Origin of the sequence: Candidatus Protochlamydia naegleriophila, from assembly GCF_001499655.1 — a bacterium.
Lineage (GTDB): Bacteria > Chlamydiota > Chlamydiia > Chlamydiales > Parachlamydiaceae > Protochlamydia > Protochlamydia naegleriophila.
In genome coordinates this window covers 1,139,795-1,152,563 of the sequence record NZ_LN879502.1, presented here as the reverse complement: position 1 = coordinate 1,152,563, position 12,769 = coordinate 1,139,795, and the positions used below count along the sequence as shown (strand labels likewise).

10 protein-coding genes are annotated in these 12,769 nt (G+C 42.8%); 8 read left to right on the top strand and 2 right to left on the bottom strand.

The genetic code is table 11. The features are described from left to right. Positions 1–148: 148 nt before the first annotated feature. Together PNK_RS04705 and PNK_RS04700 are read left to right on the top strand one after the other, a co-directional pair. Positions 149–2,059 carry a 1-deoxy-D-xylulose-5-phosphate synthase gene (locus tag PNK_RS04705; RefSeq protein WP_059060610.1) on the top strand — a complete coding sequence of 637 codons (1,911 nt, stop codon included), beginning with the start codon at positions 149–151 and terminating at the stop codon, positions 2,057–2,059. 77 nt (positions 2,060–2,136) lie between these two features. Next, the gene (locus PNK_RS04700; protein ID WP_032125428.1) at positions 2,137–2,979 is read left to right on the top strand and encodes an NAD(+)/NADH kinase; all 843 of its coding nucleotides are present in this window, start codon (positions 2,137–2,139) and stop codon (positions 2,977–2,979) included. Positions 2,980–4,053: 1,074 nt separating this feature from the next. On the opposite strand, the gene PNK_RS13740 is transcribed toward PNK_RS04700, so the two are convergent. After that, positions 4,054–4,596, bottom strand: coding sequence for a hypothetical protein (locus PNK_RS13740; protein WP_231909299.1), 543 nt, complete (start codon positions 4,594–4,596; stop codon positions 4,054–4,056). Here PNK_RS13740 and PNK_RS04695 point away from each other — a divergent pair. Next, positions 4,589–5,887, top strand: a complete 1,299-nt coding sequence (locus PNK_RS04695; protein ID WP_231909298.1) for a COG1470 family protein — start codon at positions 4,589–4,591, stop codon at positions 5,885–5,887. The genes PNK_RS13740 and PNK_RS04695 overlap by 8 nt on opposite strands. A gap of 190 nt (positions 5,888–6,077) precedes the next feature. Continuing rightward, positions 6,078–7,451, top strand: a complete 1,374-nt coding sequence (locus tag PNK_RS04690) for a hypothetical protein (RefSeq protein ID WP_059060608.1) — start codon at positions 6,078–6,080, stop codon at positions 7,449–7,451. 81 nt (positions 7,452–7,532) lie between these two features. Here PNK_RS04690 and PNK_RS04685 read toward each other — a convergent pair whose 3' ends face one another. Continuing rightward, positions 7,533–8,516: a hypothetical protein gene (locus PNK_RS04685; RefSeq protein WP_059060606.1), complete on the bottom strand. Its 984-nt coding sequence runs from the start codon at positions 8,514–8,516 to the stop codon at positions 7,533–7,535. A 116-nt stretch (positions 8,517–8,632) separates the two neighbouring features. Here PNK_RS04685 and PNK_RS04680 point away from each other — a divergent pair, with 116 nt between their 5' ends. The 4 genes from PNK_RS04680 (at position 8,633) to PNK_RS04665 (ending at position 12,568) form a co-directional block, all read left to right on the top strand. Next, the gene (locus tag PNK_RS04680) at positions 8,633–8,926 is read left to right on the top strand and encodes a hypothetical protein (RefSeq protein ID WP_032125425.1); all 294 of its coding nucleotides are present in this window, start codon (positions 8,633–8,635) and stop codon (positions 8,924–8,926) included. 48 nt (positions 8,927–8,974) lie between these two features. Continuing rightward, a complete protein-coding gene (locus tag PNK_RS04675) occupies positions 8,975–9,583 on the top strand; it encodes a Maf family protein (protein WP_059060604.1) in 609 nt (202 codons plus the stop codon). A 43-nt stretch (positions 9,584–9,626) separates the two neighbouring features. Beyond that, the gene (locus tag PNK_RS04670) at positions 9,627–11,264 is read left to right on the top strand and encodes a HEAT repeat domain-containing protein (RefSeq protein WP_059060602.1); all 1,638 of its coding nucleotides are present in this window, start codon (positions 9,627–9,629) and stop codon (positions 11,262–11,264) included. A 110-nt stretch (positions 11,265–11,374) separates the two neighbouring features. Next, positions 11,375–12,568 (top strand): hypothetical protein, encoded by a 1,194-nt coding sequence (locus PNK_RS04665; RefSeq protein ID WP_059060600.1) that lies wholly within the window; start codon positions 11,375–11,377, stop codon positions 12,566–12,568. Positions 12,569–12,769: the final 201 nt, after the last annotated feature.

Below are 12,769 nucleotides of genomic sequence, written 5' to 3'. Positions count from 1 at the left end.
TTAAAAGCTTATATTTCAGATGTTTTGTGGATGATCATAGCAAAGTCACATTTGCTAGGCTGGCAAGATTGAATAGCACTTAGTTATTTCAATCTATTGAGATGATTTCTCTTCTACCAACCAATAAGAGCTCACGAAGGATTTTAGAATGAAAAAAGCTTTTCTTTCCTCAATTAACTCGCCTGAAGACATTAAAAATCTATCGATTCAAGAACTCAATCAATTAGCTTCTGAGATCCGCCATCGCATCATTGAAGTGTTGTCCGTCAATGGGGGGCACTTAGCCTCTAATCTTGGTGTAGTTGAACTCACCTTAGCCCTTCACAAAGTGTTCGATTCCCCAGATGATAAATTCATTTGGGACGTGAGCCATCAAACCTATGTGCATAAGCTTCTAACCGGCCGCAATGACCGCTTTGACGAAATTAGGCAATTCAAAGGATTGTGCGGCTTTTGCCACCCAAAAGAGTCGCCTCACGACCACTTTCATGCAGGGCATGCCGGAACAGCCCTTTCATTAGCTTTGGGTGTTGCCAAAAATCGAGATTTAACTAAAAGACAAGAATACGTTGTCCCAATCATTGGCGATGCCACGCTGACCTGTGGTTTAGCTTTAGAGGCGCTTAACAATGTTTCAAGGGATCTCAAACGCTTTATTGTCATTCTCAATGACAATGCGATGTCTATTTCTAAAAATGTAGGCGCCATCACCCATATTTTAAGCCGCCTATTAAGCAATCCAACAACCAACAAGATTTATCAGGAACTTGACACCATCGTTTCTAAAATCCCAAGCTATGGTCCCCTTCTTTCGCAGCAAGGGCATAAAATCACCGAATCCTTAAAGAACCTTGTAAGCCCAGCCGCCTATTTCGAACAATATGGCTTGTCATATATTGGCCCCATTGACGGGCATGACGTGAAAAAACTCGTCGATGTACTCGAAGGAGTCAAAGATTCAACCTGGCCAGTCGTCATTCACGTATTAACGAGAAAAGGCGAAGGAATGGATGAAGCCATTAAAAATCCTATATCTTACCATGGAGCCAAGCCTTTTAGCCGCGATACGGGAAAATTTCTGCCAAACCCGACAAGCAATCCAACTTTCCCTAAAGTATTTGGAACCCACCTTTTAAAAATGGCGGAAAAAGATCCAAGCGTTGTAGCAGTCACTCCGGCCATGTCGGCAGGTTCCTGCCTTGATGAATTTATGAAAGCCTTTCCCGAGCGCTGCTTAGATGTTGGAATAGCCGAGTCCCATGCAGTTACCTATGCAGGAGGGATCGCTTATGGAAGGAAAATGAAAGTTGTCACATCGATTTATGCAACTTTCTTGCAGCGCGCTTTTGACAACCTTTTTCACGACGTCTGCCTCCAAGAACTCCCTGTTGTATTTGCAATTGACCGGGCCGGTATTTCAGGCCCAGATGGTGCAACTCATCATGGCATTTACGACATTTCCTTCCTCAATGCAATGCCCAATATGATTATTACTCAGCCGCGCAACGGCCACGTCTTAAAAGAACTCATGGAGTCTGCCTTTTCATGGAAGCGGCCTGTAGCCATTCGTTACCCGAATTTAGCAACCGATGAGCCCAATGAGCCGATTAAAGAGAGAGAGCTTGGCAAGGGAGAAGTCCTCGTTGAAGGAAAAGATCTTCTCATCATTGCGCTTGGGCACATGAATGCAACAGCCTTAAAAGCCCGAGACTTGCTCGCCGAAAATGGCATCGAAGCTACTGTATTAGACCCTGTTTTTGTAAAGCCCCTCGATGCAGACCTTCTCTGCCGCTTACTTTTGACTCATAACAAGATTGTGACTATTGAAGAGCACTGCGTAGTCGCTGGAATGGGCTCGATTGTCAACAATTTCTTGATGAAGCAAGGATTCAACCAAGTTCAAGTCTTGAATTTGGGAATTCCCGAAACCTTCTTAGACCACGGAAGCAACAAAGATCTATTAAATGAGATAGGATTGGTTCCTGAGAAGATTGTTAAGCAAATTCAATCCCATTTTAATTTAGCACTCACAGGCTCTTCTCAAGCCATTAATATATAAAAGCAGCATAAAAGGGAAAAATGTCTTGAAAACTTTTCTGGGTTTTTCAAGACATTCTCTAAGGTAGCCGTAAGCTTATGATGATTGCGTTATTTCCCAATGAAAGCAAAAACTCTTCTCTAAAGATTGCCACCGAAATTTGCCAATTTTTGGCTGAAAAAGGTGTGCGAGTGGTTGCTGAAGATCGGCACACTCAAACAATCGGCGCAGATCCCCTCTCACAAGTCAATCAAGACCAGATTAATTTTCGCATTTCATTAGGCGGAGATGGTACCATTTTACGCCTCGTTCATCGCCATCCGACTCTCCAAGCTCCTCTGCTTGGAATCAATCTAGGTAGCCTGGGCTTTCTAGCCGACATTCCTCTCCACGACATTTATCCAAGCCTCCAAGACCTGCTAAATGGGCATTACCATGTGCAAAAAAGAATGGTGATGGAGGGAATCACAACAACTGGATCAAACTGCTTTGCAGTCAACGAAGTCGTCATTCATCGCGCTCAAAACCCTTGCCTGATCGATCTTGCCGTTTATGTAGATGAACGCTATCTCAATACTTTTTCAGCAGATGGATTGATTATTTCCACACCCAGTGGATCGACAGCCTATTCGCTTGCAGCCGGAGGGCCCATTTTAACACCCGAGCTCAACGCTTTTGTCCTGACCCCTATTTGCCCGCATACCATTTCCAATCGCCCCATTGTGCTGATGCCAAAAAAATCCCTCCAGGTGCGCTATCTAAGTGCCCTTCCACCCGTAGAAGTCTCTGCCGACGGCATAGCAAGCTTTAGTCTATCTACCGACGAAGTATTTACCGCTCACCTTTCCAACCAAACCTTCAATCTGGTAAGCTTATCCAGGCATGACTATTTCTCCACCTTGCGTGAAAAATTAGGCTGGCAAGGACGGCTTAAGACTTAGGATCCATCCTCCGTTCGCCAAACGAATGATTTTTACGCACTTATAATAAAATTCAGCAAAAAACGTCCTCATCAGGATTACTCCGCACCCCCTCTCCCTTTTTTTATCAAGTTTTTTTTATACCATTACGGCAAGATTTTTTTTACACTCTGCAATATTTTCTATCGGATTGGATCACAACCACTTAAACATTATTTTATTCAAAACCAAAGCTTGATAATAAAAATCTTCTGGAAGAATTAATTCCTAAGGGGTATTTAAAGGAGTTAAATCCTTTTTTGTTAGACGACACCTGATCAACATGTCCGCATGAAGAGAAAAGTCGATCTAGGAAGGGGTAATAAGAAACGAAAACGAAAAGTTATCCTTTAAACTCTAAAAACTAACAGGAGTTCTTGTATGAAAAAAATCTTAGGTTTCAGCGTATTGGCAGCTTTGGTTATGTCTTTATCTAGCTGCTGCTGCGATCGCGACCCATGCTGCGAGCCATGCCCACCAAAGCCACGTTGCTGCGAACCAAGACCATGTTGTCCAAAGCCAGTATGCCCTCCTAAGTGTGAGCCAAGATACTACGACAACGAGTGCTGCTACTAACATGCAATTTGCGTGCCATAGCATGCGAAACCTAAAAGCAGAGGGGGCAACCTCTCTGCTTAGTTATATAAAGCCTAAATAAATTGGCAAAAAAAGGACTTGTGTGAATTGAAAGAGTCGAACACTAAAGCTCACGTTAATCCAACTGATGAGTCCTATGTGAATGCGAAGTATTCAACGTGCACACGACACCTGATTAACTGTTTCGCAATCAAATACGAATCATGAGTGGCAATAGGGGTTTAGAAATGGTCGATTCATCTCACTCTTTCTTAGCCAAACCATTCAATGAATTGTATAGGGCATGTAACGATACTGACGCGAAAATTAAAAGTCAAAAAGAATTATCTAAAAAATCTTCGTACAACCAAGACCTTAACACAAGGAGTCTTTAATGAGAAAACAACTAGGGATATTAGCCTCGTTGGTTTTTTTAGGTGTTTCGGCACTTCTTTGGACAGGCTGTTCCGGTTCAAACCGTTACAGTGATGACTGTTGCGAACCATGCGCTCCTGTTTGCGAGCCATGCAAGCCAGTATGTCCGCCTCCATGCAAGCCTTGTCCAGAGCCTTGCAAACCTATCTGTCTTCCACCAAGACCAATCTGCGATGAGCCATGCGAACAAGTATGTCCTCCTCCAAGACCAATGGCTGAGCCATGCAGACCAGCATGTCCTCCTCCATGTAAGCCAGTTTGCCCAGAGCCATGCCCACCAAAGCCATGTCCTCCACCATGCAAACCAGTTTGCCCACCACCTTGCAAGCCTGTATGTCCGCCACCTTGCAAACCAATGTGCCCACCAGAGCCATGTAAGCCAATTTGTCCTCCAGAGCCATGCAAACCTCTTTGCCCACCAGAGCCATGCAAACCTGTATGTCCTCCTCCATGCAAGCCAGTTTGCCCTCCTGTAGACAATTGCCCATCTAAGTGTGCAGCTCCTTTGAAGCCATGTAAATTTGGCCCATCAGGCGAGTGCTCTTGCAATGGTGTAACAGTCAGAGCGAAAAACCCAAAGATGTGCATCCTTGGTGATCAATATCCTTTAGATCTCGAAATCACAGCTTGCTGCGATGTTTGCGAAGTTATCTTGACAACTACGCTTCCAGAAGGCGTTACTTATATGAGAAGCCAGCCTGAAGCTAGAATGGAAGGTCGTAACCTCGTTTGGCAATTTGGCAGCATCAATAAAGGCCAAACTATCCCAGCCAGAATCTGGTTGAAGAGTGAAAGAGAAGGCGATCTTTGCACATGCTTCTGCGTAAAAGCAACACCAGTTGCCTTCTGCGCTCTCTTGTGTGCAAAACCAGTTCTCGTTTGCGAGAAGTGCGCTCCAGCTGAAGTTGGCCCAGGCGAGCCAATCAATTACACAATCACAGTTACAAACATCGGTACATGCCCAGCTGAAGATGTTGTCGTCACAGACAATCTCCCAGAAGGTGTAGAACATGCCAGCGGCCAAAGAACACTTAACTTCAAGTTAGGCACACTAGAAGCTTGCCAAACGAAGAAAGTTAACTTCTGCGTCAATGCATGCCGTCGTGGAAATGTTTGCAACACAGCGATCGTATCTGCTTGCAATGCAAACCAAACATCTTGCGAAGCTTGCACATGTGTTGCTTGCTGCCAAGTTGAGTGTCAAAAAGTTGGACCAAAAGAAGTACCTATTGGCCAAAATGCTGACTACCAAATCACAGTTGTTAACACAGGTGACAAGTCCTTGCATGAAGTTGTCGTAACAGATATGGCTCCTTCTACAACAAGCATCGTGACAGCTCCTGGCGCTAACATCTGCGGCAAACAAGCAGTTTGGAAGCTCAGAGAGTTAAAAGCTGGTGAAAAAGTAACATTCAACATCACGTTGACAACTTGCACACCTGGCTACTTCGTAAACAGAGTCAACCTCACAAACTGTGAAGGCTGCAACTCTTGCTGCGAATTTGGTACACATTGGAAAGGACGTCCAGCTCTTGATATCTGCATCACAAATTCAGATAACCCAATCTGCGTCGGTGAGACAAGCCGCTTTAAAGTTGTTGTCACCAACAAAGGTCAAGAGTATGATTCAAATGTTAACGTTGTTGTCAACTTCCCAGCAGAATTAGCCCCAGTCAATGCATCTGGCGCATCTGCTGCACAGTTGAATGGACAAACAGTAACATTTGCTCCATTCCCAAATCTAGCTCCTCGTCAAACACTTGAATACTATGTCACAGTTAAGGCCAATGGCCGCGGTGACCTACGTCCTAAAGTACAAGTAAGCTCGGATTTCATTAAGAATCCGATCACACAAGAAGAAAGCTTGATTGTGAACTAAGACTCTGATTCTCTGAATCAGTTCTCTGAAAGGCAGACCCTTTGGGTCTGCCTTTCTCATTTCGCGCATTTTCACAAACATTTACCATGCATTCTTCCCAGATCATTTAGTCTATTGCAGGAAATGATGATCAAAAAAAGTTGGCATCTTATTTGCAAAAGATAGGTCAAGCTCATTGAAGGAGATGGCCATGACAAAAGATTCCCCACACTATCAAATCTATGCATGCCTTCCATTCGTCGAACTCGCACAAGAAGCGAGCATTCAGATTGGCCCCGTTCGTTTCTGGCCGGCATCTAAATATACTCAATACGTCGAAAAAGAGTATCATGCAGCTTTTGAAGCGTATATGGCATCTATTGGACAAATTAAAGCACAAAGTGGCGAGAAAAAAATTAAATGGATCAATACGATTAAATTGAATCTTGCCGGAACAACCTGCCTTTCCATTTCCAATTACGTTCCTCAAAGCCAAAGAGAGGCAGTCTTAATCGACTCACTTTACCTTCTCTATTTCGCATGCATCTTTCGCGATCTTTACTACAGCAATGAAATCCCTTCTTTCAATGCCTTTCGAAAAATCATCCCTTCCTCGCTAGATTTCATTCAAGCGCGGCAAAATTGGGAAAACCTCTATATCAACGAGACTTACCGGGAAGAGACGGTCTGCATTAACCTTTTTGATCAAGAGATTTGCAAGGGGCTGGGTAAAACACTTTCGGCCATTTACGAAGAAAACACCCCTCCCATGGATTCTACCATCGTTCACGCCTATAAAAGGCTGATTCGCTCGATCCGCTATCTCGTTGATCGCTTCTTTCAACGCTTTGTGAATTTAGTTGAAAAAGGGCTCCATTTTTCAGAAGAATTATTCGAACCAGAAGATGTCATTTTCCTGGCTTCGAGCTTTGAGGCCTTATTTGACATCAACGACAAGCAGGTAACTGCCGACTTTAAACACAAGGTGCGTCCCCTCCTTCATTTGAAGTTTTCAAAACCATTAGAAATATTCTGGAAATGGGTCGATGACTTCTATGAAGTTAGGCGCAAGATTGTTCATGGAGGGGTCACTCCCGATCCCCTTTTTCGCATCAACCCAAACTTTGAAATTTCGCACATCTTAATCGGCATTAAGCTCTTCATTTATTCGGCCTATTATACGCTCTACAGTTATCATTTATTGCATTCAACCCATGACGATCCCTATACACCGCCAGATTTCAAGTGGATCCACCCTGAAGAAATTCTTCTATTCTTTTGGACCGAAGAAAGCCTCTTAAACAAGCTAAAAGTCTACGTCAAGCAGGCAGAAGAGGAGAGTAAAAAAGAGGAGGTTTATGCCGACATTTACCTCTTAACCAGCTTATTTGTTTCAATGTACGAAAGATATTATTCCACCCCACACAACCATGAAATACGCTTCATCCCAACCCCATTAGCAGATATTCAACACACCGGCGAACAGCTTATCGAACACTTAGATCACGCAACCGATCACCGTTTAATGAAAGCCATTGCTCCGCACTTTAAGCGGTCTTTAAAAAAGAGGCTGCAAGAGGTATAAGAAAGATTAATCAGGATGTTAGTCCTGTTTTAAATTAGAGTGGATGAACCAAAAACTTGGGGTTAATCGGATGGGTAAAGCTTACAACCTTGGGTGCTCGATCTCTTTTGTCAATCGCCTCTTTACTCGCTCGATTTGACTAGTTAAGTTTCCCTCAATCAATCCGTTTCTCACATTTCCAACTCCTTCGGGGTCGACATAGAGGCTGATTAAAAGCTCGGCTATCACCTCTTTAAAAGTCGCCATGCGATAGCTAATCTTGAGATTGTCAATCAAGACATTCATTTCAAGACTGATATTCTCCATTTCTCTTCTCAATTTTATGCGCAGCTGCCTCAGCTGTTCTTTAAGAAAGGGAATGGTAAATTTTCCTTGATGATCTTGTTTCAACTGGTCGACTTGATCCGCAAACGCCTCAATCTTTTGCAAGCGACTCCGAGTATAGGCGATGTGATCTTCAAAGAGTTTGATTAAATGTTGGGGAGAAGCAAGCAGCAAAACTCTTATTTTCTGCAGATTTAAGGGATGATCTTTGGCTAATTGAGCCAGATAACAATCGATTTCTTCCCTAAACTGCAAAAAGGCCTTTTTACGCTCTTCTTCTTGCTCGTAAGCCGTTTTTTGCACACTATTTTCGAAAATTGAGAGCGCTTTTTGCTCGATAGCTTTTAGACGGCGTTCGATGGCTTGCGGATTGCCAACGTGAAGGTAATGAAAAGCATAGTCATTTTTCAAAGATTTTAGGCATTCCAACTTAGCCTTGATGACCTTAAACTCTTTGGACACCAAAAATGAGCTCTGCAAAGTATTCGTCTCAAAATTAGAGAGTAACTTATCGATTGCATCCAAATGGCCACTTTTATTAAGGTGGGTTTGAATCCAAAAGACAATGATCTCCCATGTAGAAGAATATTTGGAAGGAACTTTAAGACGATGGATGCATCCCCGACTGTCTTGCATTAACGTTTCATTAGGCTGCAGTGGGTGAAGAATGAGATCTTCATACTCCATCTCTAGTCCGAAGACATTCAAAGGATTCCATCGAGACAGCATGCTCTCAATCATAATTCCGCCCAAGAAGATTTAAACACCTTCTTAATGAATTGTACAGCTAATTACAACTTATCAGGGTAAACTTGTTATTTAATAAATTTCGCATAAATTTCTTATAAAGTTGGTTCATGTCATCACTCGAAGTCCGCATCTTTTTAGGCTATTTATTGCAGGGTGAAATTGCCGTTCACCTAAGTCAGGGATCGCAAACCCTAAAACAGCGTTGGCAGCTCGAAACGCCCTTAACACAGGCTTATTGGCAAGAAAGGGAATACATTGGCCTGTTTATTGTGGAAGCATCCTCCTATGAACAGTTAAAACAAACTGAACAGGCGATTAAATCTCAGTTGCAAGTTTATTGTCCTAAACTTAATCTGGATAAACATACAATTTATCTTTTCCCTCAAGTTTTTTTATCTTAGAAGCTATTCACTTCTTTCATTGTGAATAGGTTTTAAAAGTTTGGACACATGAAATTGATTTTAGGATCGCAATCCCCCAGAAGAAGAGAGATTTTAAATTTTTTCTCACTCCCTTTCGAGCAAGTTAGTCCTTCATTTGACGAAGACTCCGTTCCTTTTGATGGTGACCCTCGCCTTTACGTGACTATTTTATCTGCCGGTAAAGCGAACTCACTTAAAAGTCGCTTTCCACAAGAGATCATTGTCACCGCCGATACTATTGTTTACAAAGATGGCAAAATTTTTGGCAAACCGCGCAATAAAGAAGAGGCCTTTCAGAACTTGCGTGAATTAGCCGGCCATTGGCACACTGTCTTTACAGGCATTACTCTTTGCTACCAGGATAAAGAGATCCATGTGGTACAGGACACCCACGTCCTATTCAACTCTCTTTCCGACCAACAAATCCACTATTATCAAGACTCTCTCCATTGCGCCGATAAAGCGGGTGGCTATATGATTCAAGGCGCTGGAAGCCTGATTGTCAATCGCATTGAAGGCTGTTACTACAATGTGATGGGATTGCCGGTCAATGCCCTTCGACAAGCCTTGCAAGAAGCCGGAATCGATCTATGGCAGCATCTAAAAGACTTACCAAAAGGCCATCTTTGTGAATAAGTGCTTGTTTAGTTTGTGTGTCATATTGGGCTGGCTGATAAGAATGCCCCTCTGCGCAAACGAGTGTACTCTCGCATCAGAAGGGCGTATTTTATTTCTCATCCAACAAGGCGATCATTCTCAAGCCATAGCGCTTTACAATGCCTGCGCTCAAATGAGTGGACAGCACGACTACGAATTGCTGCATCGAATAGGCCTTGGGATTTTAGATTATGGCTATCGGCAAAGTGATCCTGAAATCCAGCTTCTATCGCTTTTTGGCGCCGGGGCATCTGCTCACGAAGACGCTTACTACATTCTAGAAGATGGATTAAAAAATCGCTACCCACAGATCCAACTCATCGCTTTGAGTGCTTTGGCAAAGATTCAAAATGACCGCGCAGACCAAGCCATGCTGCGTGCAATGGGATCGAACCAATTACTTGTCCGTTTAGAAGCCGCCAAGCAGCTTTGTTTAAAAAAGCACCCAGAGGCTGTCAATCAAACAGAATCGTTCATGTACAAGTCCCCCAAGGCTTTAGCTTCTATCTATCCCCCTCTTTTAGCCTCTGCCGGAACACCTCAAGCCATTCGCATTTTGCGCAAGCTTCTTCATCACTCTTCAGAAGAGGTTCGCTTGGCTGTCATCCTCAATGTTGCCAAATACAAAAGAGACGATCTTCTTCCGCAAATCCGGCAACAAGCCTTTGAAGTCAACCATAGCCAACAAGAAGCCGGTGCCTATGCGCTTGGGCTCTTTCACGACGCACAATCGCAAGTAAAACTGCAAAAGTTAGCTCAATCCACCTATCCAACAGTTGCCTTAGCCGCCCAATTAGCCCTTTACCGCCTAGGTGATGAGAATGCCCCCAATGCCATCGAACAAGAGGCATTAAAGGGAAATTTATTTGCCTTAAGTGCTCTTAGCGAAATTCCTGAAAAATCGGCCACGTTAGAGAATTTTGTAACTCATTCGGACACCCAAGTACGCATCAATGCCATCCTAGCCCTTTTACGCTTGAAAAACCCCGTCAGCTTTAGTCGCCTTAAGGAAATATTGCTCCGCAATAAAAAGGATTTAGCCTTTATTCCCCATAAATCCCCTGGTAAAACACTTAAAGTTTGGAAGGTCGTTCCCTCTGCAAGCCAAACAATGCAAGACGATATGAATGCCTATCAATCTCATTTAGAGCTGAAAGAATCGATCGTCGAAACCATCCGGGAGTTGTCGGAAGCCTCTTTCCTCGCGCTTGCCCATCAAATCTTTAATGCCCAGCAAAATGACTTGGTTCCTTTGACAGCGACTCTCTTAGAAGACATGGGAACAACGGACGCCATTGCCTGCTTAAAAGCACACCAACAACAATTAGGTGCCCCTCTTGTTCGCCATTACTGCAACCTGGCCCTCTATCGGCTACAAGAACCGGGTCCTTACGGTGAACAACTCAGACAATGGGTGAAGACTCAAAACAAAACAGAATTCATCCGTTTCCAAGCAGGCGATTTCAGTCCATGGGATCTGAATAAAAACCACTACAACCTAACCCCAGAAGAAGCATCCCAACTTCTCATCAAGGCCTTTGAGGCTTTTGCCATCAATCAAGATGCCCAAGGAATCGAATCCTTGCTCGACGCCATCGCTAACGGACACGCCAAAAACAAGTATGCATTGGCAGGCCTCCTCTTGCGCGCTACGCAATAAACGCATGACGTATAATAATACTTTTAATATATTTTCCAATAAAACAAGCACATGTTATAATCCATATAGATAACTAATAAAAGCCATTTTTAATTAACATGGAGTTTTATATGTTATACGGTGATTATTCAGCCTGGAAACCTGGTGATATATTTCAGAATCATCCTCAACCCGATCAAGTTGAACAAACACAAACAGAAGAATCTTCCCATCCCCATAACCCGACAACCGAAGAAAAAGAGACTAAGCAAGGTCATTATTCACAAGTGCTCACAACGGGTCAATTGAAGCAAGAGGGAGTCTTATTTGAGTTAGCTTTAGGCGATATGATGGCTACAGATTTAGAGAATCCACCTCCTCTAGGCGATGAGTTACCCCCTTTACTGCTCAAAAGCTTCGAAACCATTCCAGTTACAGACATTTCCCTTAGTGAAGCCGCTGCCTCCCCTCCTGTTAGTTTCAAAGAATTAATCTCATCCGTTGATAACTACAAGACATCTTTGGGAAGTGATGAAAATACCGCTCGACCTCATTTAATATTAAATAAAACGTTTTTATTTTTTCCGATTAATAGTGTTCGGAATTTTGTTAATAAGGCGCTTAAAAATGAATGGCAGCCATCAAGTTTTTGGAAATTATTTGCTCAAAAAATTGGTTTAAGTCCTGAAGGATTAAGTAAATATGAATATGTCTCTCTTACATTGCAGAGTTTTTCAAAAATCAAAGATTATCAAAAGGAGATGAATCAACGCCTCCTTGAAGCAAATAATCCTAACCAGTTCATGCAGGAAATAAGCGGACTCTCTTGTCACCCAGGTGCAAACTCTGCCCAATCTCTTATTCAAACCATTGAATATACACTCAAAATAGTAGAAGAGCAGTATGCCTATCACAAAAAAAAGGGAACGCTCGAAGCCTTTTTTAATGAAGCCTTTGATGATTCAAACATTTGTTTTGAAGCACGTGCGCGCCATTTACAAGAGTATGCGAACAATAACCCTATAATGAATAATAAAACTGTCGATGTTAATATACTACCCGACTATACAAGAGAAAGCCCTTTCAATAAAATTTTTGAAGAAGAATTGAGAGTTTTGAGAGAGATCAAAAAGCGCAATCACACCTTAAAAGAGGATGAAAATATAACAGGCGAAGAATTTAAAAATTATTTAATCAATGAACGTAAAATCCTAGAAGTCGAAGGGAAAGAAAAAAAAGAGTCTCAAACTATTCGCCTCATAACCGAGCAAGACGTGGATGCGCTCATTGAATTTTATCGAGACACTGTCATGATTCTAGACTAAATCTAGGCCATTAGTCAATTTGAGGACACGCCCTAGTAAATGAACAGATAAAAAGCCAGGTCAAAGATCTTATTTTAAGCAGATGATTTTTTCAATATCATCACAAACTCCCCAGCAAACTGGGCGCGCCCTCTTTCAAAAATAGCTTCCCTATCGAAAGAGAGCTTTTCAAGTCTCATTTGTCCCTCCTGGCCAAATCTC